28 protein-coding genes are annotated in these 25,436 nt (G+C 69.0%); 16 read left to right on the forward strand and 12 right to left on the reverse strand.

Annotated elements, in window-relative coordinates; all coding sequences use genetic code 11:
* The first annotated feature begins 7 nt into the window (after positions 1-7).
* The 12 genes from ACAG20_RS06275 to ACAG20_RS06330 all read left to right on the forward strand — a co-directional run bounded on the left by ACAG20_RS06275 (position 8) and on the right by ACAG20_RS06330 (position 9,895).
* Positions 8-754, forward strand: coding sequence for a gluconate 2-dehydrogenase subunit 3 family protein (locus ACAG20_RS06275; RefSeq protein ID WP_370491960.1), 747 nt, complete (start codon positions 8-10; stop codon positions 752-754).
* Positions 754-2,427, forward strand: coding sequence for a GMC family oxidoreductase (locus ACAG20_RS06280; RefSeq protein WP_370491961.1), 1,674 nt, complete (start codon positions 754-756; stop codon positions 2,425-2,427). The genes ACAG20_RS06275 and ACAG20_RS06280 overlap by 1 nt, the downstream gene beginning before the upstream one ends.
* Positions 2,424-3,431 (forward strand): SDR family oxidoreductase, encoded by a 1,008-nt coding sequence (locus ACAG20_RS06285; RefSeq protein WP_370491962.1) that lies wholly within the window; start codon positions 2,424-2,426, stop codon positions 3,429-3,431. The genes ACAG20_RS06280 and ACAG20_RS06285 overlap by 4 nt, the downstream gene beginning before the upstream one ends.
* A gap of 76 nt (positions 3,432-3,507) precedes the next feature.
* Positions 3,508-5,058 (forward strand): HNH endonuclease signature motif containing protein, encoded by a 1,551-nt coding sequence (locus tag ACAG20_RS06290; RefSeq protein ID WP_370491964.1) that lies wholly within the window; start codon positions 3,508-3,510, stop codon positions 5,056-5,058.
* A 308-nt stretch (positions 5,059-5,366) separates the two neighbouring features.
* Entirely contained in the window at positions 5,367-5,780 is a 414-nt protein-coding gene (locus tag ACAG20_RS06295) for a ChaB family protein (RefSeq protein WP_112685323.1), read from the forward strand.
* Positions 5,764-6,246, forward strand: coding sequence for a Na+/H+ antiporter subunit E (locus ACAG20_RS06300; RefSeq protein WP_370491965.1), 483 nt, complete (start codon positions 5,764-5,766; stop codon positions 6,244-6,246). Before ACAG20_RS06295 ends, ACAG20_RS06300 begins: the two co-directional genes overlap by 17 nt.
* The gene (locus tag ACAG20_RS06305) at positions 6,243-6,497 is read left to right on the forward strand and encodes an MrpF/PhaF family protein (protein WP_205868832.1); all 255 of its coding nucleotides are present in this window, start codon (positions 6,243-6,245) and stop codon (positions 6,495-6,497) included. The genes ACAG20_RS06300 and ACAG20_RS06305 overlap by 4 nt, the downstream gene beginning before the upstream one ends.
* A complete protein-coding gene (locus ACAG20_RS06310; RefSeq protein WP_370491966.1) occupies positions 6,494-6,787 on the forward strand; it encodes a monovalent cation/H(+) antiporter subunit G in 294 nt (97 codons plus the stop codon). Before ACAG20_RS06305 ends, ACAG20_RS06310 begins: the two co-directional genes overlap by 4 nt.
* A complete protein-coding gene (locus tag ACAG20_RS06315) occupies positions 6,784-7,035 on the forward strand; it encodes a hydrogenase subunit MbhD domain-containing protein (protein ID WP_112684839.1) in 252 nt (83 codons plus the stop codon). Before ACAG20_RS06310 ends, ACAG20_RS06315 begins: the two co-directional genes overlap by 4 nt.
* Entirely contained in the window at positions 7,032-7,775 is a 744-nt protein-coding gene (locus ACAG20_RS06320) for an MnhB domain-containing protein (protein WP_370491967.1), read from the forward strand. The genes ACAG20_RS06315 and ACAG20_RS06320 overlap by 4 nt, the downstream gene beginning before the upstream one ends.
* Entirely contained in the window at positions 7,772-8,116 is a 345-nt protein-coding gene (locus ACAG20_RS06325) for a sodium:proton antiporter (RefSeq protein ID WP_370491968.1), read from the forward strand. Before ACAG20_RS06320 ends, ACAG20_RS06325 begins: the two co-directional genes overlap by 4 nt.
* A 6-nt stretch (positions 8,117-8,122) precedes the next feature.
* Positions 8,123-9,895, forward strand: a complete 1,773-nt coding sequence (locus ACAG20_RS06330) for a complex I subunit 5 family protein (protein WP_370491969.1) — start codon at positions 8,123-8,125, stop codon at positions 9,893-9,895.
* Here the strand turns inward: ACAG20_RS06330 and ACAG20_RS06335 are convergent.
* Genes ACAG20_RS06335 through ACAG20_RS06345 form a run of 3 tightly spaced genes read right to left on the reverse strand, consistent with a single transcriptional unit; the run spans position 9,823 to position 12,051 of the window.
* Positions 9,823-10,575, reverse strand: a complete 753-nt coding sequence (locus ACAG20_RS06335) for a metallophosphoesterase (RefSeq protein ID WP_370491970.1) — start codon at positions 10,573-10,575, stop codon at positions 9,823-9,825. The genes ACAG20_RS06330 and ACAG20_RS06335 overlap by 73 nt on opposite strands.
* A complete protein-coding gene (locus ACAG20_RS06340; protein ID WP_370491971.1) occupies positions 10,572-11,375 on the reverse strand; it encodes a BON domain-containing protein in 804 nt (267 codons plus the stop codon). Before ACAG20_RS06340 ends, ACAG20_RS06335 begins: the two co-directional genes overlap by 4 nt.
* Positions 11,368-12,051, reverse strand: a complete 684-nt coding sequence (locus ACAG20_RS06345) for an HAD family hydrolase (protein ID WP_234825578.1) — start codon at positions 12,049-12,051, stop codon at positions 11,368-11,370. The genes ACAG20_RS06340 and ACAG20_RS06345 overlap by 8 nt, the downstream gene beginning before the upstream one ends.
* Before the next feature lie 89 nt (positions 12,052-12,140).
* On the opposite strand from ACAG20_RS06345, the gene ACAG20_RS06350 reads away from it, so the two are divergent.
* Entirely contained in the window at positions 12,141-14,294 is a 2,154-nt protein-coding gene (locus ACAG20_RS06350; RefSeq protein WP_370491972.1) for a catalase, read from the forward strand.
* Positions 14,295-14,344: 50 nt separating this feature from the next.
* On the opposite strand, the gene ACAG20_RS06355 is transcribed toward ACAG20_RS06350, so the two are convergent.
* Both ACAG20_RS06355 and ACAG20_RS06360 read right to left on the reverse strand, forming a co-directional pair.
* Complete coding sequence (locus ACAG20_RS06355) at positions 14,345-14,782, reverse strand: STAS domain-containing protein (protein WP_370491973.1); 438 nt, start codon at positions 14,780-14,782, stop codon at positions 14,345-14,347.
* Positions 14,783-14,975: 193 nt separating this feature from the next.
* Positions 14,976-15,995 (reverse strand): iron-containing redox enzyme family protein, encoded by a 1,020-nt coding sequence (locus ACAG20_RS06360; protein ID WP_370491974.1) that lies wholly within the window; start codon positions 15,993-15,995, stop codon positions 14,976-14,978.
* An 89-nt stretch (positions 15,996-16,084) separates the two neighbouring features.
* On the opposite strand from ACAG20_RS06360, the gene ACAG20_RS06365 reads away from it, so the two are divergent.
* Complete coding sequence (locus ACAG20_RS06365) at positions 16,085-17,071, forward strand: TIGR03557 family F420-dependent LLM class oxidoreductase (RefSeq protein ID WP_370491975.1); 987 nt, start codon at positions 16,085-16,087, stop codon at positions 17,069-17,071.
* A 234-nt stretch (positions 17,072-17,305) separates the two neighbouring features.
* On the opposite strand, the gene ACAG20_RS06370 is transcribed toward ACAG20_RS06365, so the two are convergent.
* The 4 genes from ACAG20_RS06370 to ACAG20_RS06385 all read right to left on the reverse strand — a co-directional run bounded on the left by ACAG20_RS06370 (position 17,306) and on the right by ACAG20_RS06385 (position 21,012).
* Complete coding sequence (locus tag ACAG20_RS06370; RefSeq protein WP_112684823.1) at positions 17,306-17,710, reverse strand: hypothetical protein; 405 nt, start codon at positions 17,708-17,710, stop codon at positions 17,306-17,308.
* Between the two features lie 101 nt (positions 17,711-17,811).
* A complete protein-coding gene (locus ACAG20_RS06375; protein ID WP_112684821.1) occupies positions 17,812-19,614 on the reverse strand; it encodes an acetyl/propionyl/methylcrotonyl-CoA carboxylase subunit alpha in 1,803 nt (600 codons plus the stop codon).
* Positions 19,615-19,705: 91 nt separating this feature from the next.
* Positions 19,706-20,122 carry a SufE family protein gene (locus ACAG20_RS06380; protein WP_013829973.1) on the reverse strand — a complete coding sequence of 139 codons (417 nt, stop codon included), beginning with the start codon at positions 20,120-20,122 and terminating at the stop codon, positions 19,706-19,708.
* Positions 20,119-21,012 (reverse strand): sulfurtransferase, encoded by an 894-nt coding sequence (locus tag ACAG20_RS06385; protein WP_112684819.1) that lies wholly within the window; start codon positions 21,010-21,012, stop codon positions 20,119-20,121. Before ACAG20_RS06385 ends, ACAG20_RS06380 begins: the two co-directional genes overlap by 4 nt.
* 134 nt (positions 21,013-21,146) lie before the next feature.
* Between ACAG20_RS06385 and ACAG20_RS06390 the strand changes: the two genes are divergently transcribed.
* Complete coding sequence (locus ACAG20_RS06390) at positions 21,147-21,731, forward strand: hemerythrin domain-containing protein (protein WP_112684817.1); 585 nt, start codon at positions 21,147-21,149, stop codon at positions 21,729-21,731.
* 16 nt (positions 21,732-21,747) lie between these two features.
* On the opposite strand, the gene ACAG20_RS06395 is transcribed toward ACAG20_RS06390, so the two are convergent.
* The 3 genes from ACAG20_RS06395 to ACAG20_RS06405 form a co-directional block, all read right to left on the reverse strand.
* Entirely contained in the window at positions 21,748-22,386 is a 639-nt protein-coding gene (locus ACAG20_RS06395; protein ID WP_112684815.1) for a nucleoside triphosphate pyrophosphatase, read from the reverse strand.
* Positions 22,387-22,459: 73 nt separating this feature from the next.
* Positions 22,460-22,702 carry an acyl-CoA carboxylase subunit epsilon gene (locus tag ACAG20_RS06400; RefSeq protein WP_112684813.1) on the reverse strand — a complete coding sequence of 81 codons (243 nt, stop codon included), beginning with the start codon at positions 22,700-22,702 and terminating at the stop codon, positions 22,460-22,462.
* Positions 22,699-24,348 carry an acyl-CoA carboxylase subunit beta gene (locus ACAG20_RS06405; protein WP_112684811.1) on the reverse strand — a complete coding sequence of 550 codons (1,650 nt, stop codon included), beginning with the start codon at positions 24,346-24,348 and terminating at the stop codon, positions 22,699-22,701. The genes ACAG20_RS06400 and ACAG20_RS06405 overlap by 4 nt, the downstream gene beginning before the upstream one ends.
* Before the next feature lie 149 nt (positions 24,349-24,497).
* Here ACAG20_RS06405 and ligD point away from each other — a divergent pair, with 149 nt between their 5' ends.
* Positions 24,498-25,403 carry a non-homologous end-joining DNA ligase gene (ligD, locus tag ACAG20_RS06410; protein ID WP_370491976.1) on the forward strand — a complete coding sequence of 302 codons (906 nt, stop codon included), beginning with the start codon at positions 24,498-24,500 and terminating at the stop codon, positions 25,401-25,403.
* Positions 25,404-25,436: the final 33 nt, after the last annotated feature.

A 25,436-nucleotide genomic window follows, 5' to 3' on the forward strand; every position in this document is an offset into this window, starting at 1 on the left:
GCCGCCAATGGCCGACACCTCCCGCCCCGACCATCTGCCGAACCTGCGTGCCGATCGCCAACCCCCGCACCCGTCCTGGCTGCCCCGGCAGCGCCGCGGCACCACACCGCAGATGATCGGGCGCTATCCCGATTTCGACGTGCTCGAGACGCAGGACAGCTGGGACGAGGCCACCCGCAAGGTGGTGCTGGCCCGGCTCGAGCCGCCGGGACCGTTGCGGTTCTTCACCGCCGCAGAGGAGCCCACCTTGCGGGCATTCTGCGACATCGTGCTGGCACAAGACAAGGACCCGCGCGTGCCGGTGGCCGAGTTCGTCGACGCCAAACTGGCCGACGGCCGGCTTGACGGCTACCAGTACGCCGACATGCCCGATGACGGCGACACCTGGCGGCTGGTGCTGCAAGGACTGGACGAGGCCGCCAAGCAGAGGTACGGCAGGGCGTCATTCGCCGACGCCGAGGTTCCCAGCCAACTCGCGCTGGTCGAACAGTTCTCCCGCGGCGGGTTGTACGGCGGCGCATGGTCGCGGTTGAACGAGAGCCGGGCGTGGTCGGTGTGCATGCGCATGGCGTTGACGGCGTTCTACTCGCATCCGTGGGCGTGGAACGAGATCGGATTCGGTGGGCCGGCTTACCCGCGCGGATACATGCGGCTGGGTGGACCGAGCGGCCCGGCGTCGGTGCGTGAACCGTTCGAGAGTCGTGGCGCCATCGACAAGGACCCGGTGAGACTGGTGCAAGAAGAGGGCTCGTAGTGGGCGATTTCTGGCGGGGCCTGCTCAAAGGATCGCTGGGCCCACCCGACAATGACTCACGGTTCCTGCTCGATGTGCAATCGCGGCAGTTGCCCGGTGAGAACACGATGCGCCGGTATGCGACCGATGACGAGGTCGACCTGGTCGTCGTCGGGGCCGGCGCCGGCGGATCGGTGCTGGCGCAGCGACTGGCACGGGCCGGCTGGCGGATCGTGATCATCGAGGCGGGGCCGTTCTGGCACCCCGACACCGACTGGGTCTCCGATGAAGCCGGATCGCACCCGCTGTACTGGACGCAGAAACGCATCATCGGCGGCGACGACCCGATCGAGCTGGGCAAGAACAACTCCGGTCGCGGCGTCGGCGGCTCGATGGTGCACTACGCCGGCTACTGCCCGCGGTTCCACCCCAGCGACCTTCGGACATACCGTCTCGACGGGGTCGGAGCGGACTGGCCGATCGACTACGAGGACATCCGCCGCCACTACGAAGTGCTGGAGGCCGAACTGCCGGTGGCGGGACAGAACTGGCCGTGGGGGTATCCGCACCGCTACCCGTCCTCGCCGCATCCGATCTCCGCTGCCGCGTCAAAGCTGTGGGAGGGCGCGCTCAATCTCGGAATCGAGATGCGGGTCGGTCCGGTCGGGATCGTCAACGGCACCTTCGGAAACCGGCCGCACTGCATCTACCGCGGCTACTGTCTGCAGGGCTGCAAGGTCAACGCCAAAGCCAGCCCTTATGTCACTCACCTGCCCGACGCGCTGGCACACGGCGTGGAGATCCGGGCCGACAGCATGGCCGCCCGGATCGAACTCGACGACACCGGTGCGGCCTGCGGTGTCGTCTACCTCGACAGCGACGGCACCGAGCACCTGCAGCGCGCCAAGGTCGTCGCGGTGGCCGGCTACTCCATCGAAACCCCACGGCTGCTGCTCAATTCGACCAGTTCCCGGTTCCCCAACGGGCTGGGAAACAACACCGATCAGGTCGGCCGGTACGTCATGGTCCAAGGTGCCTCCCAGACGGCCGGCCGGTGGCCCGAGGAGCTGCGGATGTACAAGGCGCCGCCGCCGCAGGTGAGCAGCGAGCAGTTCTACGAAACCGACGCCACGCGCGGATTCGCGCGCGGGTTCTCCATCCAGACCGTCTCACCGCTGCCGATCGGCTGGGCCGAGCACGTGCTCGCCGACGGGCACTGGGGACGGGCGATGCGCGAATACATGCGCGACTACAACCACTGGAGCACGATCGGGGTCCTCAACGAACTACTGCCGCTGCCCGACAACCGGGTCACACTGGCCGACGAGGCCGACGACTTCGGCCTCCCGGTGGCCCGAATGGACTACACCCGCTGCGACAACGACAAGGCGAATATGGCGTACTCCACCAAGGTGATCACCGACATCCTCTACGCGGCCGGCGCGCAGGACGTGCTCACCATCCAGCGCTATGCCCACCTGATCGGGGGCGCCCGGATGGGCACCACGCCGGAGAACTCGGTGGTCGACGCCGATCACCGGGTATGGGGGGTGCCCAATCTGTTCCTCTCCGACGGCTCGGTGTGCCCGACCCAGGGGTCGGCCAACCCGGCACTGACCATCATGGCGCTGGCCTCCCGGCTCGCCGAGCGGCTGGCCGGAAAGCAGGTTATGCAGAAGGGATTCCAGTCATGACTCAGACCGTCGTCATCACCGGAGCCAGTGCCGGGATCGGCCGCGCCGTCGCGCAACGGTTCGGTGCCCGCGGCGCGAAGGTGGCCCTGCTCGCGCGGGGCGAAGCCGGATTACGGGGCGCGGCAAGCGATGTCGAGGATGCCGGTGGAATCGCGCTGCCCATCAGCGTCGACGTCGCCGACTACGCCGCCGTAGCAGCCGCCGCCGACCGTGTCGAGGCCGAACTCGGTCCGATCGACATCTGGGTCAACGTCGCCTTCGCCTCGGTGTTCGCGCCGTTCAGCGAGATCGGGCCGGAGGAGTTCAAGCGGGTGACCGAGGTCTGCTACCTCGGCTTCGTCTACGGCACCATGGTGGCGCTGGCGAAGATGAAACCCCGGGACCACGGCACCGTCGTGCAGGTGGGTTCGGCCCTGGGGGAGCGGGCGATCCCGCTGCAATCGGCCTACTGCGGTGCCAAACACGCCGTCAACGGCTTCACCGAGTCGGTGCGCTGCGAGCTGCTGCACGAACGCTCCGGGGTCAACATCACCATCGTTCAGATGCCGGCGGTCAACACCCCGCAGTTCTCCTGGGTGCTGTCCCGGCTGCCTCGCCATCCCCAGCCGGTGCCACCGATCTATCAGCCGCAGCTGGTCGCCCGGGCGGTGTTGCGTGCCGCCGACCATCCGCGCCGCAAGCAGTACTGGGTCGGTGAGAGTACTGTGGCCACCCTGCTGGCGCAGCGCGTCGCCGCACCGCTGCTGGACCGCTACCTGGCGCGTACCGGCTACGACTCGCAGCAGACCGGTGAACGCATCGACGGTGTGCCGCCGCACAATCTTTGGGAGCCGCTCGACCAGCAGCCCGGAAGCGACCACGGGGCGCGGGGGCAGTTCGACGATTCCTCGCACGCGCACAGCCCGCAGCTCTGGGCCGCCCGCCACGCCGGGTTGGTCGCCGGTGCGGCCACCGCGCTGGGTGCGGCAGGGGCCGGTGTGCTGGCCGCCGCGCGGCGGCGTTGATTCACACCGTTTCCTTAATCGCCGGGATCCGAAGCCGGACCGTTTCGTGTCGGTGGGTCGAACTAGTGTGCGATGCATGGGCAGGGACGCATTCGCGGATCGAGACACCATCATGGCGTGCCTCGACGCGGCCGAGGCCGCCCATGACCGACTGGAACAATGCTCCTTTGCCGCGCTGACCACCGAGGAGCTGGTGGACGTGCTGGCCCGCCGGGAAGCGCTGGCGTGGCGAGCACCGGCCATCGATCATCAGATTCTGGTTCGGCTCGTCACCGAGGGCGATGCCGGGCTGTTGGGGGAGTGCTCCGTGGGCAAGGCGCTGGCCGAGCGGTTGCGGATCAGCAGCGCCGCGGCGCAACGGCGGTTGGCCGAGGCCGCGGAACTCGGTCCGCGCACCGCGGTGACCGGGGAGCCGCTGGCTCCGGTGCTGCCCGAGTTGGCCACCGCCCAAGCGCGCGGGCGCATCGGCCCGGAGCATACGGCGATCGCCCGCAAGACGATGGCGAAGATTCCGGCCGCCGTCGATGCCGCGGATCGGGAGCGCGCCGAACGCGACCTGGCGGTGTTGGCCGGACAGTTCGGCCCGGAGGCCTTTCGACGGTTGGCTGACCACTTGTTGGCGGCGCTGAACCCCGACGGCGATATCACCGACCGGGAACGTCAGGCCCGGCGCGGGCTGCGGCTGAGTCGCCAAGACGCCGACGGGATGAGCACCCTTTCGGGCAAGATCACCCCCGAGTTGCGGGCCACCCTGGAGCCGATCCTGGCCAAACTCGGAGCGCCGGGCATGTGCAACGCCGCCGACGAAACGCCCTGCGTCAGTGGGACACCGAGCCAAGAACAGATCCAGGCTGATCACCGCACCCGCGATCAGCGCCACCACGACGCGTTGCTGGCCGCTTCCCGGGCGGTGCTGGCGTGCGGAGATCTGGGCCGGCTCAACGGGCTGCCGGTCACGGTGATCGTCTCGACCACGCTGGCCGAACTGCAGGCTGCGGCCGGCAAGGCGCACACCGCCGGCGGATCGCTGTTGCCGATGAGCGACCTGCTGCGCATGGCCTCCCATTCGTATCACTACCTGAGTATCTTCGACGGCCGGGGGCGAGCGTTGTGGCTGGGGCGCACCAAGCGCATTGCTTCGGCTGACCAGCGCATCGTGTTGCACGCACGCGATCGCGGCTGTACCCGACCCGGGTGCACGGTCTCGGGTTACCTGTCTCAGGCGCATCATCTGGAGCAGGATTGGGCCAACAACGGTCAAACCGACATCGATACCCTCGCGCTGGCATGTGCGCCGGATAATCGGATGGCCAGCGAGCAGGGCTGGCGCACCCTGCTCGGCGAATCCGGCCGGGTCGAGTGGATCCCGCCGCCACACCGCGAGCGCGGCCAGCCGCGGGTCAATCCCTTCCACTTCATCGAAGCCGTCATCGACTACCACCGCCGCCCGCCGCCCGAGGACCTGCCAGCGCCCGACGCCGACTGGCCGTGGCCCGGCGACCCGGTTCGCGATGATCCGCTGTTCGACGACCCGCTGTTCGACGATGCCGCCTACGAAGCGGTGGCCGTCGAGGGCCTCGCGCAACGACAGCTCTTCGAGGATGACGATTGGGCGGAATCCGGATGAGCACGGACGTCGTCGGCCGGATGGGTCGTCCCGCCGGCGGCCACCACGCCCGCGCCGACTGCGATCGCGCGCCACGGCAGCGCCTCATCGGGTCAGGTCGAGCTTGGTGGCCGCGTCCTCGGTGTCGTGCGAGTCCTCGAAGTACACCGAGACGAACCGGGCACGGGCAGTGAGCAATCCACGGAATCGTTCGGCATCCGGGTTGCCCGGTGATCGGCCCCGCAAACGTCGTCGGCAGGTTCGACATGGTTGCCGAACCGGTTCGGGGGGTATGCAGACCGGACTGCAGTCGCTGATTGGAGGTCTTCATGCCCAAGACGACGAAGCGGGGCGCCGCCAAGCAAAGTGAGTTGCCGAGCACGCTGCAACGATCCAGCGCGAAGGCGCAACGCACCTTCGCCAAAGCGCACGACGCGGCCGCCAAGGAGTACGGCAGCGAGCAGCGCGCCCACCGGGTCGCCTACGCGGCGCTCAAGCACAGTTTCGAAAAGGTTGGAGACCACTGGGAGCCCAAGAAGAACCGCGGCCCGTCGGATAAGCGCGCGCAGGGCGGGGGCCCGAACAACTCGGGACCGTCCGCCGAGGGTGTCGACGCCAACGCCAGCAAGCGACATCTGATGGACGTCGCGCGCCGGCTGGACATTCACGGCCGCTCGACGATGAAGAAATCGGAACTGGTCACGGCGATCAAGAGGCACAACCGCCGTGTCCGGGGCAAGTAGCCGGTTTGCGGGAGCGGCCGGCGAAACGCTGCTGTGGTGGTTGGTCGCCGCCGCGCTGTGGACGGCCACGCTGACCGAGCGCACCGCCGCGGAACTGGTGGTGGCGGCGCTGTGCACGTTGCCGTGTGCGGCCGCGGCGCGCGCCGCCCGGCGGGCCAACCGCGGTAGCTGGCGGTTCCGGCGCCGATGGCTGCGCTGGGTGCCGACGGTTGCCGTCGAACTGCTCAGGCAGACCGTGCAGGTGTGGGTCTATGTCGTGGCGCCGTCGCGGCGTTGCCGCTCGACGATCAGCGAGGTGATGTTGCCGGACGAGCCGGTACCGGTGGCGGCCGCCCGCCGGGCCGCCGCGACGCTGGCGCTGGCAACGACCCCGGGAACCGTGGTGCTCGACAGTGCCGCGTCCGCGGTGCTGATCCACCGGGTTGGGCAGCGCCCGGGCGCGCTGGAGTCGGCGGTGCGGCGGTGAAGCCGGGGGAGCTGGCCGCGCTGGTGCTGCAGTGCGGGGTCTTTCTGCCCGGTGTCTGGATGACGGCTCGGGGCGCGCCGCGGCAGCGCCTGGTGGGCCTGGAATTCGCCGGGGTCGGCGCGATCGCGATCCTGATGGTGCTGGCGATCTCCTGGCGCCAGGACTGGAGCCTGATCGTCGCATTGGCGTTGGCGTTGGTCACCTTTCCCGGAACCCTGGTCTACACCCGACTGCTGGCCGGCCGACCGTGACCGGCTGGATCCTGGCTTTCACCGGTGTGTCGGTGATGGTCTGTTGCGCGGTGGCCGCAGCGGTGCTGCCCGGCGTGGTCGACCGGTTGCACTTGCTCAGCGTGACCAGTTCGCTGGGTTTTCCGCTGACCGGGCTCGGCCTGATCGTGTACCGGGGAGCGACCGAGGCGTCGGTGATGGTCGCGGTGATCGTCGCGTTGGTGGTGCTCACCGCGCCGGCGATGTCGGCGGCCACCGCCCGACTGACCGCGCAGCAAGCCGGTGTGGTGAAAGCCGATTCGCCGCCATGACCGCGCTCATCCTGGTCTCGATCACAGTGGTGGGAGTCACCGGGACGATCGTCACGCTGACCGCCGACCCGCAACGGCAGGCGATCGTGCTGGCGGTGTTCGGGCTGGCGCTCACCGTGTTGTTCATGGTGCTGCAGGCCCCCGATGTGGCGTTGTCCCAGCTGCTGATCGGCGGCGTGGTGGTGCCGCTGATGGTCATGCTCACCGTCCGGACGGTGCAGCGCCGGCACCGGGAGGTCGGCCGGTGACCCGTACCGGCCGAACGGTGCTGTTCCTGCTCGGAGCAGCCGGGGTGGGCCTGCTGCTGTGGCTGGGTTTCGCCGGGCTTCCCGCGTTCGGCCACGGCCACCACCCGTATCGGGATCTTGCGGTGCGGGAAGCGTTTTCCCATGCCACGGCCAACGTGGTCGCGTCGGTGAACTTCGACCAGCGCGCCCTGGACACGTTCGGCGAGGAGACCATTCTCGTCGCCTCGGTGACCGGCGTGATGGCGCTGCTGCGTCCGGCTGCCGAGGAGCGCGAATACCACGAAAGCGGCCGGCGTGCGGCCCTGGACGCCACCCGGTTCGTCGGGTATCTGTTGCTGCCGGTGACGCTGGCGGTGGGACTCGATGTGGTGTTGCACGGCCACCTGACCCCGGGCGGTGGCTTCCAGGGCGGCGTGGTGCTGGCCACCGGCCTGCACCTGCTCTACATCACCGGAAGCTTCCGCGCGCTGGACCGGTTGCGTCCGGTCAATGTGTTCGATGTCGGCGAGGCGCTGGGCGCGGCGGCGTTCGCCGGTATCGGGATCGCCGGGCTGATCACCGGCGGAGCGTTCCTGTGCAACGCGTTGCCGACCGGCACCCGCGGTGCGTTGCTGTCGGCCGGGACGGTGCCGCTGCTCAACGCGGCGGTCGGGGTGGCAGTGGCGTGCGGGATGACGGTGCTGCTGGCGCAATTCCTGGCGCAGGAGATCACCGTCGCGCCACGGCGGGAACGTTCGTGAGCACCTACATCTACGGGGTAGCGGGCTGGCTGGTGCTGATCGGCTCGTTCGGAATCGTCCGCAGCCGCAACCTGATTCACGCGGTGGTGTGCCTATCGGTGGCGCAGTCCGGCACCTACCTGTTGCTGCTGGCGGTCGGCTACCAACAGGGCGCGGCACCACCGATCTTCGTCGACGCTCCGGCATCGACGCCCGTGGTGGATCCGGTGGTGCAGGCGATGACGTTGACCGACATCGTCATTCAGGCCACAGTCACCGCGCTGCTGCTGGCATTGGCCATCCAGGTCCACAAGCGCCACCACACCCTGGACCCGGACCAGCTGTCGGCGCTGCGGGGGTGAGTTGCCGTGCCGGCCGCGACCAACCTGCTACCGCTGCTGGTCGCGGTGCCGATCCTGGTGGCGTGTCTGCTACTGGGCCTGGGCCGTCGGCTGTCCAACTCCCTTGCCAACGCGGTGGTGCTGGCCACCTCGGCGGCCTCCACCGGTGCTGCCGGCTACGTGCTGAGCGCCGCAGCCGGACGCACCGTGGTGGCCTGGAGCGGGGGCTGGCAGCCGCGCGACGGGCTGGCGGTCGGTATCGCCCTGGCGGCCGATCCGCTGTCGGCCGGCCTGGCGGTGTTGATCGGTGCGCTGACCGGGTGCGCGGCGCTGTACAGCCGCCGCGGACTCGATGAGGCCGATACCCGCTTCGACGCCCTGGCGTTGATCTTCCTGGCCGCGATGAACGGATTCGTCCTGGCCGCGGACCTGTTCAACCTGTTCGTGTTCTTGGAGCTGATGGGCGCGGTCGGCTACGCGCTGACCGGCATCAAGATCGAAGACCGGTCGGCGATCCAGGGTGCGCTCAACTTCGGGATCATCCAGTCGCTCAGTGCCTGCCTGACCCTGGTGGGCATCGCCATGCTCTATGCCCGGGCCGGCCAGCTGGGTATGGCGCAATTGGGTGCGGCGTTGCGCGGCGGCCCGCCCGACGCCCTGGTGGTGGCCGCCTTCGTGCTGGTGTCGGCGGCGTTGCTGGTCAAAGCCGCGATCGTGCCGGTGCACTTCTGGCTGGCCGACGCTCACGCCGTCGCGCCGGCCGGGGTGTGCGTGCTGTTCTCCGGCGTGATGGTCGAACTCGGCCTCTACGGGCTGTGGCGGGTGTACTGGGTGGTGTTCGCCGGGGTGCTGCCGCCCGCCGTGATCGGTCGCGTCTTTGTGGCGGCCGGTGTGCTGACCGCGGTCGTCGGCTCGGTGATGTGTCTGCTGCAGCGGCACCTCAAGCGGATGCTGGCCTATTCGACGGTCGGTCACATGGGGCTACTGCTGGTCGCTACCGCGACGCTGAGCTCGCAGGGGGTGGGCGGCGCGGCGGTGTATGCGATCGGGCACGCCGGCGCCAAGTCGGCACTGTTCCTGATAGTCGGGATCCTGCTGGACCGCCACCACAGTGTCGACGAGTGGGAGCTGGTAGGCCGCGGCCGGGGCCAGCCGGTGTTGGCCGGCTGTTATCTGCTTGCCGCGCTGGCGTTGGCCGGGCTGCCGCCGTTCGGTACCGCGCTGGGCAAGTCGCTGTGCGAGGAGGCCCTGGGCAGCGGCTGGGGATCGGCACTGTTCCTGGGTGTTTCGGCGTTCACTGGCGGGGCGGTGCTGCGCGCCGGCATCCGCTGCTTCACCGGCCTCGGCGGGCGGTCCAAGCCGGCCGAGGATTCGCGGACCACCAGAGGTGACGAGCAGCCCGACACCTGGCTGCGGCGGACCCCGCCCAGCATGTACACCGCAATCGGTCTGCTGCTGGTCGGTTGCCTGGCCACCGGGGTGCTGCCCGCGGTTGCACGCGGCGCCGACACCGCCGCCCGCCGGTTCGTCGACGCCGGGGCCGGTACCGCGGCGTCCTCCTGGTCGGTGCTCGGCGCCGGACTGGGAGTCCTCGGCTGCCTGGCGGCGGCGGGGGTGGCGGCCGCCGGGTTGCACCACTGGGACCCGGTGAGCCGCCGCCGGGCCGCGGCGCTGAGCGCGCCGGTGCTCAGCGCGCTGCGCACCGCGCACTCCGGTCACATCGGCGACTACCTGGCGTGGATGTTCGCCGCGTTGGCGGCACTTGCCGTGGCGGTGGGGACGCCGTTGATGACGGCGTAGGGCGCCCGGATCAGCGGCTGAGCGACATTGCGCACCGGGACCCCGCCCGCGGTGCGGCCTGCCTCGATTCCGGAGTGCGCGTGCCCGTGCACGGCCAGGTCCGCCCCGGCGTCGTCGATGGCCTCGGCCAGCAGGCACGACCCCAGAAACGGATAGATCTCCGGCGGCTCGCCGTGCAGGGTGTCGGCGACCGGGGAGTAGTGCAGCAGCGCGATCCGGTAGTCGGTGTCCAGCGTCCGCAGGCCCGCTCGCAGCGCCGCCGACGCCGTCTTGGTGGCGGCGACGAATGCCTTCATCTCCGGTTCGCCGAACGCGGTCGCACATTTCCCGGCGAACCCGCCCCCGAATCCCTTCACACCGGCCACCCCGACCCGCCGGCCCGCGACGTCGACAGTGTGCGTCTGGCCTTCGAGCACGACGACGCCGGCGTCGCGCAGCACCGCGGTGATCTCATCCTGCTGGTTCTGGTGGTAGTCGTGGTTGCCGAGCACGCACACCACCGGCACCGGGCACCCGGACAATTCATCGGCGACCACCCGGCCCTCGGCGGCGGTCCCGTGGCAGGTCAGGTCGCCGGCGACCAGCAGCAGGTCGGCTCGTTCGTCGATGTCGTGCCAGCGCATCGTGCCGCGCGAGTCCTCGCCCAGGTGGATGTCGCCGACCGCGGCTACCCGGATCACCCGGTCACCTGCTCGACCGGCTCGCACAGCTGGACCACCTCGATGTCGTTGACCACGGTGCGCGGCCGCACCATGCCGGCGACAGCTGCCTCGATCGCCGCCCGGCGTCGCGGGCCGTTGACCGAGCCGGTCAGACACACTGTGCCGGAGTGGATTTCGATCCCGATGCCCAGCTCACCGATCTGCGGGTCCTCGGCCAGCTGGCGTCGCACCGCCGCCACCAGATGATCCGGCGGATCGGGTTCGGCGGCGTCATCGGCGTCGACGATGGACAGGCCGCACAGCAGCTGCCAGAACGCCTTGGCGAACGGCGAGTCCCGCAGACGCCAACGGACCTGGGCCCAATCCACCTGTTCCCGCAGGATGCGCGCCACCACGAGAAGCTCGGCGTAGTCGCAGCGGTGACAATCCAGCACCGCGAGCTTCTGCACCATCAGCTCGGTCGCGCTGATGACGCGGGCACTCAGCGAACCGACCGGAAGCAGCGCGGCGTGCGAAATCGTCTCGGCGCTCACCGGAGTGTCACCCAGGCGATGAATCAGGTCGATGAGCACGTCGCCGTCGAAGACCTTGAGCAGCCAGTCCTCCGGCGGCTCAAAGCGCGACATGCCGGCGCGGGTGAGGGCTTGCGCGGCCCGCTCGGCGTCGGACGGTTGCACCAGCAGGTCGATGTCGTGGTGGGAGTGCGGTCCGCCGCGGGCATACACCGCGGCGCCACCGGCCAGGGCGAAGGGTACGTCGGCGCGCTGCAGGGCGCCCATTGCCCGGATCAGCGTGGTCAGAAACGCATTCTCATCCATGTCCGGCTCGCCCCAAGTCGGCGATCGGCGTCTGGTCGAGGTGCGCCAGCAGATCCTCGGCGTTGTCGAAAACGCCCACCGCGCCTGCGGTTTCCAACTCAGCGCGGGACACCCCGCCGCTGAGCACACCGATGCTGGGTACTCCGGCGCGCACGCAGGCCGCCACGTCCCAGACCGCGTCGCCGACGAAAACCGCCCGCTCCGCCGTCGCGCCGATGCGATCGAGGGCGATCCCGATGATGTCCGGCTCCGGTTTGGCGACGTCGACATCGGCCGACGAGGTGACCGCGGCGACCAGGTCGTCGCAGTCCAGCACCTTTCGCAGCACCGCCAGTTCGTCGTCGGGCGCCGACGTGGCCAGCACCACCGGAAGGTTGAGCGCGGCGATACGTTCCAGCAGCGGCCGGGCTCCCGGAAGCGGCGACAACAGCGCCGCCGACTCCAGGTAGTAGCGGGAGTGCAGGTCCTTGAGCCGTGCGCGGACGTCCTCGGGTGCATCATCGGAGAGCAGCCGCACCAATATGGATCCGTCCATCCCGATGGCGCGGTGGATGCGCCAGGATTCGGCCTCGATGCCCACCTCGGCGAACGCGAGCCGCCAGGCGTGCACATGCAGGTAGTTGGAATCCACCAGGGTGCCGTCGACATCGAACAACACAGCGGCTTGGGCGGTCACGAGTGTCCCTTTCGTTTGCGGATGTCCCCGCTGGGATACCCACCCAGGGAATACCCCCATTCCGTCCCCCTACCCCGAGAGGACCAGCGGTGGCTACCGACGACCGTGACCCCAAGCAGCGACAGCTCGACGACCACCGGTACGACCGGCAGTCCGGCTATCTGACCACTCAGCAGGGCGTGCGGGTGGACCACACCGACGACGCGCTGACGGCCGGGGAACGCGGGCCGACGTTGCTGGAGGATTTCCACGCCCGTGAGAAGGTCATGCACTTCGACCACGAGCGGATACCGGAGCGGGTGGTGCACGCCCGCGGGGCCGGGGCGTACGGCTACTTCGAGCCCTACGACGATTCGCTCGCCGAGTACACGGCGGCGAAGTTCCTGACCACCCCGGGCACCCAGACCCCGGTGTTCGTGCGGTTCTCCACCGTGGCCGGTTCCCGCGGTTCGGCCGACACCGTGCGCGACGTGCGCGGGTTCGCCACCAAGTTCTACACCGAACAAGGCAACTACGACCTGGTGGGCAACAACTTCCCGGTGTTCTTCATCCAAGACGGGATCAAGTTCCCCGACTTCGTGCACGCGGTGAAGCCGGAGCCGGACAACGAGATTCCGCAGGCACAGTCCGCCCACGACACGCTGTGGGACTTCGTGTCGCTGCAGCCGGAGACGCTGCACGCCATCATGTGGCTGATGTCGGACCGCTCCTTGCCGCGTAGCTACCGGATGATGCAGGGCTTCGGGGTGCACACCTTCCGCTTCGTCAACGCCAAGGGTCAGGGAACCTTTGTGAAGTTCCACTGGAAGCCCAAGCTCGGCGTGCATTCGCTGATCTGGGACGAATGCCAGAAGATCGCCGGCAAAGACCCGGACTTCAACCGCCGCGACCTGTGGGACTCGATTGAGGCCGGCCAGTACCCGGAGTGGGAGCTCGGGGTGCAATTGGTGCCCGAGAGCGACGAATTCAAATTCGATTTCGACCTGCTGGACGCCACGAAAATCATTCCAGAAGAACAAGTCCCGGTTCGTCCGGTGGGCAAAATGGTGCTCAACCGCAACCCGGACAACTTCTTCGCCGAAACCGAGCAGGTGGCGTTCTGCACCGCCAACGTCGTGCCGGGAATCGACTTCACCAACGACCCGCTGCTGCAGTTCCGCAATTTCTCCTACCTGGACACCCAGTTGATCCGACTCGGCGGACCGAACTTCAATCATCTGCCGATCAACCGGCCGGTGGCCGAAGTGCGCACCAACCAGCACGACGGCTACAGCCAACACGCCATCCCGGTCGGCAGGACCAGCTACTACAAGAACTCGCTGGGCGGCGGCTGCCCGGCGCTTGCGGGGTCCGGGGAGGACGCCGAGGTGTTTCGGCACTACACCCAGAAGGTGGACGGCGACAAGATCCGCAAACGCGCCGCAAGCTTCGAGAACCACTACAGCCAGGCGCGGATGTTCTACAACAGCATGTCCGATATCGAGGCGAAGCACATCGTCGCCGCGTACGCCTTCGAACTGGGCAAATGCGAGACCGTCGAGATCCGTGAGCGGGTGGTCGAACAACTCAACCGCATCGACCACGACCTGGCGCGGCAGGTGGCCGAGAAGCTGGGGCTCCCGGCGCCCGATGAGCGCCAGCTCGACGCCGCGACCCAGAAGGTCGGGACGTCGCCGGCGCTCTCGCAGCTGCACGCCGCCACCCTTCCGCCGGAGTCCCGGGGCGCGCCCACCATCGAAAGCCGCAAGATCGCGGTGCTGGCCGCCGACGGCGTCGACGTGGTCGGTGTCGAACGCTTCGTGGCGGCGATGCGCGAGCGCGGTGCTATCGCCGAGGTGCTGGCGCCGACCGCGGGCGGAGAGCTGGCCGGCGGTTCGGGCGGGCAGCTGAGCGTCGACCGGGCGATCACCACCATGGCGTCGGTGCTCTACGACGCAGTGGTGGTGCCGTGCGGTCCGGACGCGATGCGCGCCCTGGCCGCCGACGGCTACGCCATGCACTTCATCACCGAGGCCTACAAGCACCTCAAGGCCGTCGGGGCGTTCGGCGCCGGGGTCGAGCTGTTACCCAAGGCGGGGATCGGCGAGCGGCTGGCCGAGGACACCGGGGTCACGGTCTCCACCGGCGTGATCACCACCACCGCGGCCGCCGGCGATCTGGGCGAGGAGTTCTTCGACGCCTTCGCCACGGTGCTGGCCAAGCACCGCGCCTGGGACCGGGAGGCCGACGAGGTGCCCGCCTAGCCCGCTGGGAGCCGGGCCCGGGTTCGGGCCCGGCTTCAGGTCACCGGGCTTCAGGTCACCGCGCGCAGCGGGCGCCCGGATTTCTGCACGTCCGCCAGGGCGTCGGCCAGCGAGGGCACCAGCGGCAGGCGGGACTGCGGGTCGCAGATCCGCAGCACGCTGGTCACCGCCGGGCTCGGGACCACCATCAGCCGGGTCTGCGCCGCGGCGCAGCGGGCGCTGACCGATTGCAGCGCGGTAAATCCGACCGTGCCAATGAATGTCAGCTCGGCCAGGTCCAGGATCAGCCACTCACAGCAGTCGGCGCAGCGCCTGGCGTAGTCGGCGAACGGTGCGGCGTTGGCCGCGTCGATCTCCCCGTCCGCGGCGACCACCGCCCCGGACCGGCCCCAGTGGATGGTGAACTTGGCGGTGTGGCTTCGCCAGGCCTGAGTGGATTCCGTTGCGGGAGCGGCGAAAGCGGTTTCGGGGATGCTGCTGGTTGTCATTTGTGGCTCCATCAGTCGACGAATCGTGCTGTTGGATCACGTCAGCGTAATCTCTCGGCGAGAGCTACCAAACACGGTGACGTTCAGTTGCGGCTGTGAACTCAACCGGAGGAACCAGACGTTACCCATGCCCGTCTCGATTGGCAAAGAGATCGGCGACAAATTCCGCAAAATCCCAGTGAAAGCTTAACTTTCAATTTGCGAGTAACGAAGATTCGCCCGCCGACCACGCCGCCATCATGAGGTCGGCGAGCCTGTTCTCGACGACATCTCGGGCCCGCATGCCGAACACCACGTCGGCCGCCAGTTGCGGCGCGTGACGTACCAGGTCGCCGACCACACCGGTGCGGACCACCTGTTCGTGCACCGCGTCGGCCTCGACGTGCTCGGCGTAGAACGCCACGCACGGCTCCGGGGCGCCCATCCGCCGCAGCGCGGCCACCAGGCGGGCGGACCCGGGCGGGGAGGTGATCTCGGTCGAGGCGAAGTGCCCGACGGCCGCCCCCCGCCACCGGCGGTGTAGCCCGAACAGCGACATCAGGTTGACCACAGCCAGCGACTCGGCGGGAACAACGTCGAGGTAGAAGAGGTAATCGGCGTCCAAACCGGCCGCGCTGAGCAGGTCGGCGAAGAGTTGCTGATGCACCCGGGTCCCTCGGCCGGCGCCGTACTCGTCGAACTCGACCGCGACGAAGGAGGCCTTGGCCTGGCCGGTCAGGCGGGGGATCGCCCAGGCGTGCGGATCGCCTTCCTTGAGGTGATACAGCGACCGGTGCACGAAGTACTCCCGAGCCTGTTCCCAGCTGCCCTGATCGCGCAGGTACCACGAGGGTCCACTGCCGCGCACGGGTTCGGTTGCCGCAGCCGCCATTTCGTCGTTCACATTGATGTCCGCGGGTATCGGGCCGACGTCCCGATGAACACTATCGAGGAATACGCGCTCCATCCGCGCGCGCAGTTCCAGCAAGGTGGCGTCCCACTCCCACCCCGGGTCGACGCCGGCGAAGCCGCGGTAGTGCAGCTCGTAGCAGACGTAGAGGGCCAGCTGCAGGTCCCGCCCGTAGGGGTCGGCGCCGGTTGTCGTGACAGCGACGTCGCCGGTCGCGCCCGCGGGCCGGCGGAGCAGCCCGCAGACCGCGGCCGACAGCGGCCCACACGCCACGGGCAGCTCCGGTTCGGTCACGGGATCGGTGCGCTGCGGTGCGATGGTCACGCTCGCGAGTACCCCGGCCACGGCGGGGCCAAACGACGCCGCGACCGTCCGCACTGTTTCGGGGACGAGCCGGTGGGTACCCGAGCACCATGACACGGTTCGGCTACACCCTGATGACCGAGCAGAGCGATCCCAAAGACCTTGTCCGTTTCGCCGTCTCCGCCGAAGAACGCGGCTTCGACTTCGAGGTGTGCAGCGACCACTTCTCGCCCTGGCTGGCCTCGCAGGGCCACGCCCCGAACGCGTGGGCGGTGTTGGGGGCGGTCGCGCAGGCCACCGAACAGGTCGGCCTGTGTTCGTATGTGACCTGCCCGACGATGCGCTACCACCCGGCGGTGGTGGCGCAGCAGGCCGCCACCGTGCAGATCCTGGCCGACGGCCGGTTCACGCTCGGGCTGGGCAGCGGGGAGAACCTCAACGAGCACATCGTCACCGGCGCCGGCTGGCCGAACGTCGGGCGCAGACACGCCATGCTGAGCGAGGCGATCAAGATAATCCGCGAGTTGTTGATGGGGGAGACGGTCAATCTGCGCGGTGACCACTTCGAGGTCGACCGGGCGCGACTGTGGGACCTGCCGGAGATTCCCGTCGCGCTGGCCGTCGCGGTCTCCGGGGACAAGGGCGTCGACAGATTCGCCGCCGCCGCCGACGACCTGATCGCGGTACAGCCCGACGCGGACCTGGTCAGCGCCTGGCACACCGCTCGTCAGGCATCGGGGCTGGGCGGCGGCCGGGTCATCGGGCAGCTCCCGGTGTGCTGGGACCCCGACCGCGATGCCGCGGTGCAGCGCGCCCACCGGCAGTTCCGCTGGTTCGGCGGCGGCTGGCTGGTCAACTCCGAGTTGCCCACGCCGGCCGCGTTCGCCGCTGCCACCCGGTTCGTCACACCGCAGGACGTCGCCGACGCCATCCCGTGCGGCCCCGACCTGGATCCGATCGTCGAGGCGGTGGGCGCCTACCGCGATGCCGGGTTCACCGACATCGCGCTCATCCAGATCGGTGGCCAGTCGCAGGACGCCTTCCTCAAGGAGGCCGCGGAACCGTTGCTGGCGGCGCTGCGCGACGCCGCGGCCTGAGCCGGACCCGGTTTCGGGTCCGGCAGCGGCGGGTACCAGAGAGCCATGGACGAGACCGAGTACCCGATCGACGAGGCCCGTACCACGCGGCCGCGGGACGGAATGATGTTCAAGGATCGCCGCGAGGCGCCGGGCCTGGCCATGCTGCTGATGGCGGTACTGGCGATGGTGGGCTTCATGAGCGCTGCCGTGCAGCATCACGCCGGCTGGTCGCTGGGGTTCGGGATCGCTGCCCTAGCGCTGGCGGCCGGAGGCGTGGCCTGGATCTGGGTCGGGCGAAACCGCGCCGTCCGGGCAGCCGGGGCCGGTCATCACCGGCGTCAGACCTAGCGCACCGGCGGCGAACCGGGACACCGCCTGGGCCCCGGTCAGCGCCGCCTCCTGTTGGCCCGGCCGACTGCGGGTGGCGATGTCACCCGAGGCCGGGTTCAGCGTGACCTCCGCCAACAATTCGCCGGTGGTCGGCTCGCAGACTGCCCACAGGTAGCGGGTGTCATCGGCCCAGCCGGACTCCGCCTTGGCGACGTAGTCCCGGTCGAACTCCCCGAGGTCGGCCAGTGTCGGGCGGTCATCGACGCGATCATCGGCCCGCGGCATCCGCAGATACCACGGGCCGGCGTTGATCTCGACGGGCTCCATCGGTCACCTCCGCCCCGGTTAGCTCCGCCGCGAGCGTGCGCAAATCCGGTCAGTTCACCGGCGTGTCGGCCGGGGACACGCACCCTGGCGGATAACGCGGGTTACTTGATCTCGCAGAGCACCGTGCCCTGGGTGATGGCCGCGCCGGCCTCGGCCGCCAGGCCGGTGACCACACCGTCCTTGTGTGCCGTCACCGGGTTCTCCATCTTCATCGCCTCCAGGACGACGACCAGGTCACCGGCGGCGACCTCCTGGCCCTCCTCGACGGCCACCTTCACCACGGTGCCCTGCATGGGCGCGGTGACCGCGTCCCCGGAAGCCGCCGCCCCGCCCTGCGCGCCGCGCTTGCGGGCCTTGGGCTTCTTACGGATGACTCCGGCGGCACCGCCACCGCCACCGCCGCCGCCGAGGGCCATGTCGCCGGGCAGCGACACCTCCAGGCGCCGGCCGCCGACCTCGACGACCACCTTCTGCCGCGGCGAGGCGTCCGCCTCGTCGTCGAGCGGCTCGCCGCCGGTGAAGGGCTCGATGGTGTTCTCGAACTCGGTCTCGATCCAGCGGGTGTGCACCGAAAAGCCGTTCTCGTCGCCGACGAACGCCGGGTCGCGCACCACCACGCGGTCGAACGGGATGACCGTGGCCAGCCCCTCGACGTGGAACTCGTCCAGGGCACGCCGGGCGCGTTCCAGCGCCTCGGTGCGGGTCGCCCCGGTGACGATCAGCTTGGCCAGCATCGAGTCGAACTGGCCGCCGATCACCGAGCCGGTCTCCACACCGGAGTCCATCCGGATGCCGGGACCGGTCGGCGGGTCGAAGCGGGTGACCGGGCCGGGCGCGGGCAGGAAGCCGCGGCCGGCGTCCTCCCCGTTGATCCGGAACTCGATGGAGTGACCACGCGGCTCGGGGTCTTCGGTGATGTCGAGTTGCTCGCCGTTGGCGATGCGGAACTGCTCGCGCACCAGGTCGATACCGGAGGTCTCCTCGGTGACCGGGTGCTCGACCTGCAGGCGGGTGTTGACCTCCAGGAAGCTGATCAGTCCGTCCTGGCCGACCAGGTACTCCACGGTGCCGGCGCCGTAGTAGCCGGCCTCCTTGCAGATCCGCTTGGCGGACTCGTGGATCTCCTTGCGCTGCGCGTCGGTCAGGAACGGTGCCGGTGCCTCCTCGACCAGCTTCTGGAAGCGGCGCTGCAGCGAGCAGTCCCGGGTGCCCGCGACGACGACGTTGCCGTGCTGGTCGGCGATGACCTGGGCCTCGACGTGGCGGGGCTTGTCCAGGTAGCGCTCCACGAAGCACTCGCCCCGGCCGAACGCGGCGATCGCCTCGCGGGTGGCCGACTCGAACAGCTCCGGGATCTCCTCGATGGTGCGGGCCACCTTCATGCCGCGGCCGCCACCGCCGAACGCGGCCTTGATCGCCACCGGCACGCCGTACTCCTTGGCAAAGGCCACCACCTCGTCGGCGTCCTTGACCGGGTCCGGGGTGCCGGGCACCAGCGGCGCCTTGGCGCGGGCGGCGATGTGCCGCGCGGTGACCTTGTCGCCGAGGTCACGGATCGACTGCGGGCTCGGCCCGATCCAGATCAGCCCGGCGTCGAGCACGGCCTGCGCGAAATCGGCGTTCTCCGAAAGGAAGCCGTAGCCGGGGTGGATCGCGTTGGCACCCGACTGGGCCGCGGCGTCCAGGATCTTCTCGAAGACCAGGTAGGACTCCGCCGAGGTCTGCCCGCCCAAAGCGAACGCCTCGTCGGCGAGCCGCACGTGCGGTGCGTCGGCATCGGGCTCGGCGTACACGGCCACGCTGGACAACCCGGCGTCGCGCGCCGCGCGGATCACCCGGACTGCGATCTCCCCCCGGTTGGCGACGAGCACCTTGGAGATCTTCGAGCTGGCATGGTTCGCCACTGGCCCTCCTGATGGCATGTTTAAGAAATGTCTTTAAGAATGTAGTTCACAGCAGTGTAAGGCGCGACCGCCGAACCGGTTTCGGTGCCCCTTAGGCAGCCCGTAACCGCCGCTTGATCCGGGTCAGCATCGCCGACATCCCACGCAGCCGCAGCGGGCTGATCAGCGCCGCCAGCCCCAGACTCGAGGCGAAATCCTCCGGCACGGCCAGGATGACGTCGGCCGGCTGACCGTCGAGGCCCGCGGCCCAGATCGACGCGAACCCGCGCGTGGTGGGCGCCTCCGGGGGAGCGCTGAAATACAACCGCACCCGCTGCCGGTCGGCGGCATCGACATGCAGGAACAACGGCGACTGGCACTCCGGCACCGGCTCCATGGCGGATTCGACCAGGTCGTCGGGCAGGTCCGGGAGCTCGTCGGAGAATTCCAGCAGCAGCTTGAGTTTGTCCTGCCCTTCGACTTCGGCGAAGTCGGACACCACCTGCGCCAGGCCCTCCGGAAGGCTCATCGGGCCGGCACGGCTCCCGGTGCTTCACCGTCCACGATCGGCACCCGCACGGTGTTGCCCCACTCGGTCCAGGAGCCGTCGTAATTGCGCACCCCCTCCATGCCGAGCAGGTGGGTCAGCACGAACCAGGTGTGGCTGGAGCGCTCCCCGATGCGGCAGTAGGCCACCGGATTGTCGCCCGGCTTCAAGAAGCCGTAGAGCTGTTCGAGCTCCTCGCGTTTGCGGAACCGGCCGGCGTCGTCGGCCGCCTTGCTCCACGGAATGGAGATCGCGGTGGGGATGTGGCCGCCGCGCAGCACACCCTCCTCCGGGTAGTCCGGCATGTGGGTGCGCTCGCCGGTGTACTCCTGCGGCGAGCGGACGTCGATCAGCGGCGCACGGCCGATGATCTCCAGCACGTCTTCCTTATACGCCCGGATCGGGGCGTCGTTGCGCTCGACGACCGGGTAGCCCGCCGTGGTTTTGCTCGGCACCTCCAGGGTGGTCTCGCGGCCCGAGGACACCCACAGGTCGCGCCCGCCGTCGAGCAGCCGCACATCCTCGTGGCCGAACAGCGTGAACACCCATAGCGCGTAAGCCGCCCACCAGTTGGACTTGTCGCCGTAGATCACCACGGTGTCGTCGCGGGAGATACCCTTGCGGTTCATCAGGTCGGCGAACTGCTCGCCGGAGATGTAGTCCCGGACCGGCGCGTCGTTGAGGTCGGTGACCCAGTCGATCTTCACCGCGCCGGGAATGTGGCCGACGTCGTAGAGCAGCACGTCCTCGTCGGACTCCACCACCACAAGACCGGGTTTACCGAGATTTCCCGCGAGCCAGTCGGCGGTCACCAACCGTTCCGGGTGGGCGTAGGACTGCAGGGCGGGGCTGGGGTCGGCAGGCACTGGCACGGTGTCGAGCCTACTCACCCCGGCCCCGCGCCGCGCGGCGAGACGGCGCCGAATGCCGGGCAACCGCGGGGTTGGGTCCGCAGCAAGCGGGTACCCAGTTGCCGATGGCTGACGCACCCCCGGAGGAACGTTTCATGGCTGACAGCACGCACGCTTCGGCGACCACAGATGTCGTCGACATCCTCACCGCCGACCACAACGAGATGATCGACCTGCTGACCGAAGTCGAGAGCACTGCCGACTCCGACGCTCAGCGCGACATCGCCGACACCGTCACCGCCGAGGTGATGCGTCACGCCGTGGCCGAGGAGATGTTCGTCTACCCGGTCATGGCGGACAAGCTCCCCGGCGGCTCCGACGATGTGAAGCACGACAACGAAGAGCACGACGAGATCGTGAAGGTCATGAAGAAGCTCGAGGACGTCGCCGCATCGGATCCGGAGTTCCTGGGCCTGACTCGAGAGCTGAAGTCGCTGCTGCGTCATCACGCGCACGACGAGGAATCCGAGCAGTTTCCCAAGCTACGGGAACACCTTTCGACCCGGGAGCTCGTCGAGATGGGCGAAAAGGTCCAGAACGCCAAGAAGTTGGCGCCAACTCGCCCGCACCCGCAGGCACCGCATTCGGAGTTGTTCCACAAGACCCTCGGCGCCGGGGTCGGCATGGTCGACCGGATCCGCGACAAGCTGACGGGCCGACAAACCGGCTCATCGTCGTGATTCGTTGCCGGCTCGGCTACACCGGATTGGCCGCCCACAGTGCGGCGACGGACAACCCCGCCTTGGCGAGCAGCGACCGCACCAACGGCAGGCTGATTCCGACCACACTGGACGGGTCGCCGTCGACGCCTTCTATGAACCAGCCGCCCAGCCCGTCCAGGGTGAATCCGCCGGCCACCCGCAGCGGTTCGCCGGTGGCCAGGTAGGCCTCCAGATCGTCATCGGTGGGTGTCCCGAATCGGACTGTGGTGACCGCTGTTTCCGCGGCGCGATGTTGAATCTGATTGTCCTGCAACCGGATAACGCTGTGACCGGTGTGCAGCTGTCCGGCGCGTCCGGCCATCGACCGCCAACGGCGGCGTGCCTCATCCACCGACGGCGGCTTGCCGGCCAGCTCACCGTCGATGTAGAGCATCGAATCGCAGCCGATCACCACGCAATCGGTCGCGACGGATCGGTCCAGGACGCTCGCGACGTGTTCGGCCTTGGCGCACGCCAGTGTTCGCACCAGATCGGCGGGACCGGTATCGGGACCCAAGTTCGCCATCACGGCGTCCTCGTCCACCCCGGACACCACCACCAACGGGTCGACGCCGGCTTGGCGCAGCACGCCCAACCGGCCCGGCGAGGCCGATCCGAGAACCAGGCGCGTCACCGGCTGCGCCTGGGGCGCCGTTCGCCCCCGCAAGCGGGAGGCATCCCCGCGGCCTCGCCGGCGCTCGGTGTCGTCACCGGCGCATATGAGTGCGCTCCAGCAGGGTCACCCGCTGCCAGCTGAACAGCGGATACCGCAGCTTGTCGACCGGGTGGCCCCACATGTTGCGCTCCGGTGGGCCGGTCTCGGCCGCGCCGCCGCCGGCGGTGCCCAGCACCGCGACCAGGGCGGCGACCTCTTCGTCGGTGGGGTTGCCCTTGAGCACCCGGATCTGCGGCTCGGCCGCGGCGGTGGCCTCGTCGGCTTCGGCGCTCACAGCGGGATGTTCCCGTGCTTCTTGGGCAGCGGCTGGACGATCTTGCGTTCCAGCAGCCGCAGCGACGTCGCGATGTAGCCGCGGGTGTGCGACGGCGGGATCACCGCGTCGACATAGCCACGCTCGGCGGCCACGTACGGGTTCACCAGGGTGTCCTCGTACTCCCGCTGCAGGTTCAGCCGCAGCGCGTCCACATCCTCGCCGTTGCGGGCCGCCTCGGCGAGCTGCTGGCGGTAGACGAACCCGACCGCGCCGGAGGCGCCCATGACCGCGATCTGAGCGGTCGGCCAGGCCACGTTGACGTCGGCGCCCATCTCCTTGGATCCCATCACGCAGTACGCGCCGCCGTAGGCCTTGCGGGTGATGACGGTGATCTTGGCGACGGTGGCCTCACCGTAGGCATACAGCAGCTTGGCGCCGCGGCGGATGATGCCGTTGTATTCCTGCTCGGTACCGGGCAGGAAGCCGGGCACATCGACCAGCATCACGATCGGAATGTTGAAGCAGTCGCAGGTCCGGATGAACCGGGCGGCCTTCTCCGAGGCGTTGATGTCCAGGCAGCCGGCGAACTGGGTGGGCTGGTTGGCCACGATGCCGACCGGACGGCCCTCGATGCGGCCGAACCCGACCACGATGTTGCCCGCGTAGCCGGCCTGCACCTCGAGGAACTCATCATCGTCGAGGATCCGGGTGATCACCTCGTGCATGTCGTACGGCTGGTTCGGCGAGTCCGGGATCAGCGTGTCCAGCTCGATGTCCTCGGTGGTGAGGTTGTCCTCGATCGCACCCTCGGCCGGCGGCACCGCGAAGCGCGGCGGGTCGGCGTAGTTGTTCGGCGGCAGGTAGCTGAGCAGGTCGCGCACGTACTCGAAGGCGTCCTGCTCACCGGAGGCGACGTAGTGCGCGGTGCCGGATTTACCCATGTGGGTGTGGGCGCCACCCAGCTCCTCCTGGGTGACGTCCTCGCCGGTGACGGTCTTGATCACGTCGGGCCCGGTGATGAACATCTGGCTGGTCTGGTCGACCATCACGATGAAGTCGGTCAGGGCGGGGGAGTACACGTGGCCGCCGGCGGCCGCGCCCATGATCAGCGAGATCTGCGGGATCACCCCCGAGGCCCGGATGTTGTTGTGGAAGATCTTGCTGTACAAGCCCAGCGAGACCACGCCCTCCTGGATGCGGGCACCGGCGCCGTCGTTGATCCCGATCAGCGGCCGGCCGGTCTTCATGGCCAGCTCCTGGACCTTGACGATCTTCTCGCCGTAGACCTCACCGAGGCTGCCGCCGAACACGGTGGCGTCCTGGCTGAAGATGCAGACCTCGCGGCCGTCGATGGTGCCGTAGCCGGTGACCACCCCGTCACCGAGCGGGCGTTTCCCGGCCAGGCCGAAGTTGGTGCTGCGGTGCTTGGCCAGCGCGTCGAGCTCGATGAAAGACCCCTCGTCGAGCAGGGCCAGGATGCGCTCGCGGGCGGTCAGCTTGCCCTTGGCGTGCACCTTTTCCACCGCGGCCTCACCGACCGGGTGCAGCGTCTCCTGGGCGCGACGCCTGAGGTCGGCAAGCTTGCCTGCGGTGGTGTGGATGTCGACGACGTGCTCGCCCTGGGCTTCTACAGCGGACTGTCCGGAGTGCTCAGTAACGGTCATAAGAAATGATCTTAATCGCGAGCAATCGGATCAGCCGCGCGGACCCGCTAACACGACATGGCTGCCCGCGCCGCGATGCGGAGTTCCCGGTCCGGGGCGGCCCTCGGGTGCCGGTTTACCGGTTCGGTGGCAACGGGTACGCGGCCGCTATGAAGCCCAACGTCTCGATCACTCATCCCGACCGGGTGCTCTTCCCGGCGTCCGGCACCCACGAGGCGATCACCAAGGGCGATCTCATCGACTACTACGCCGAAATCGCGCCGGTGATGGTGCCGCACCTGGATGGCCGCCCGCTCACGCTGACCCGGTATCCCGGCGGTATCGACGAGGAGGGGTTCATTCAGCAGAACTTCGCCGCCACACTGCCGGACTGGATGGACCGGGTCGAGGTCGCCCGGAAGTCCGGCGAGGGCACCGTGGTGCATCCGGTGGTGACGCGGGAGGAGGCGCTGGTGTGGGCGGCCAACCAGGACTGCATCACGCTGCACTCCTGGCTGTCCCGGCGCCCGCACCTGGAGACACCCGATCGGCTGATATTCGATCTGGATCCCGCCGATGACGACTTCGCGGTGGTCCGGGCGACCGCCCGGGCGGTCGCCGACGTCGTGCAGGAACTGGGGATGACGGCCTACGTGCAGACGACCGGTTCGCGCGGCCTGCATATCGTGGCACCGCTGCGCGGGAACGCCGATTTCGACACCGCCCGCCAGTTCGCCCGCACCATTGCCGGCCTCGTCGTCGACGACGACCCGCTGCATCGCACCCTCGAGATCCGCAAGGCCGGCCGCGGCGGCAGGGTGTATCTGGACGTGATGCGAAACGCCTACGGCCAGACCGGCGTTGCGCCGTACGCGGTACGGGCTCGCGCCGGTGCGCCGGTGGCACTCCCGCTGGAGTGGGACGAGCTCGACGTACCCGGCATGCGACCGGACGGCTGGACCCTGCGCGACGTGCCCAAGCGGATGTGCGAGCGCGGTGATCCCTGGGCAGACATGTACCGGCAGGCGTGCGCGCTGGCCCCGCTGCGGAATCGACTGGCCAAGCTCGGCGCCTAGCGGAGGGCAGGGCCCGGTGGCAGAAAGCAGCGG

The sequence above is a fragment of the Mycobacterium sp. pW045 genome (assembly GCF_041287085.1).
GTDB lineage: Bacteria > Actinomycetota > Actinomycetes > Mycobacteriales > Mycobacteriaceae > Mycobacterium > Mycobacterium algericum_A.

What these genes read in the sequence shown, in the direction of transcription:
- ACAG20_RS06275 (WP_370491960.1), top strand. Translation starts at nt 8, where the DNA reads ATGGCCGACACCTCCCGCCCCGACCATCTGCCGAACCTGCGTGCCGAT.
- ACAG20_RS06285 (WP_370491962.1), top strand. Translation starts at nt 2,424, where the DNA reads ATGACTCAGACCGTCGTCATCACCGGAGCCAGTGCCGGGATCGGCCGC.
- ACAG20_RS06290 (WP_370491964.1), top strand. Translation starts at nt 3,508, where the DNA reads ATGGGCAGGGACGCATTCGCGGATCGAGACACCATCATGGCGTGCCTC.
- ACAG20_RS06295 (WP_112685323.1), top strand. Translation starts at nt 5,367, where the DNA reads ATGCCCAAGACGACGAAGCGGGGCGCCGCCAAGCAAAGTGAGTTGCCG.
- ACAG20_RS06315 (WP_112684839.1), top strand. Translation starts at nt 6,784, where the DNA reads ATGACCGCGCTCATCCTGGTCTCGATCACAGTGGTGGGAGTCACCGGG.
- ACAG20_RS06340 (WP_370491971.1), bottom strand. Translation starts at nt 11,375, where the DNA reads ATGGATGAGAATGCGTTTCTGACCACGCTGATCCGGGCAATGGGCGCC.
- ACAG20_RS06355 (WP_370491973.1), bottom strand. Translation starts at nt 14,782, where the DNA reads ATGACAACCAGCAGCATCCCCGAAACCGCTTTCGCCGCTCCCGCAACG.
- ACAG20_RS06365 (WP_370491975.1), top strand. Translation starts at nt 16,085, where the DNA reads ATGACACGGTTCGGCTACACCCTGATGACCGAGCAGAGCGATCCCAAA.
- ACAG20_RS06370 (WP_112684823.1), bottom strand. Translation starts at nt 17,710, where the DNA reads ATGGAGCCCGTCGAGATCAACGCCGGCCCGTGGTATCTGCGGATGCCG.
- ACAG20_RS06380 (WP_013829973.1), bottom strand. Translation starts at nt 20,122, where the DNA reads ATGAGCCTTCCGGAGGGCCTGGCGCAGGTGGTGTCCGACTTCGCCGAA.
- ACAG20_RS06390 (WP_112684817.1), top strand. Translation starts at nt 21,147, where the DNA reads ATGGCTGACAGCACGCACGCTTCGGCGACCACAGATGTCGTCGACATC.
- ACAG20_RS06405 (WP_112684811.1), bottom strand. Translation starts at nt 24,348, where the DNA reads ATGACCGTTACTGAGCACTCCGGACAGTCCGCTGTAGAAGCCCAGGGC.
- ligD (WP_370491976.1), top strand. Translation starts at nt 24,498, where the DNA reads ATGAAGCCCAACGTCTCGATCACTCATCCCGACCGGGTGCTCTTCCCG.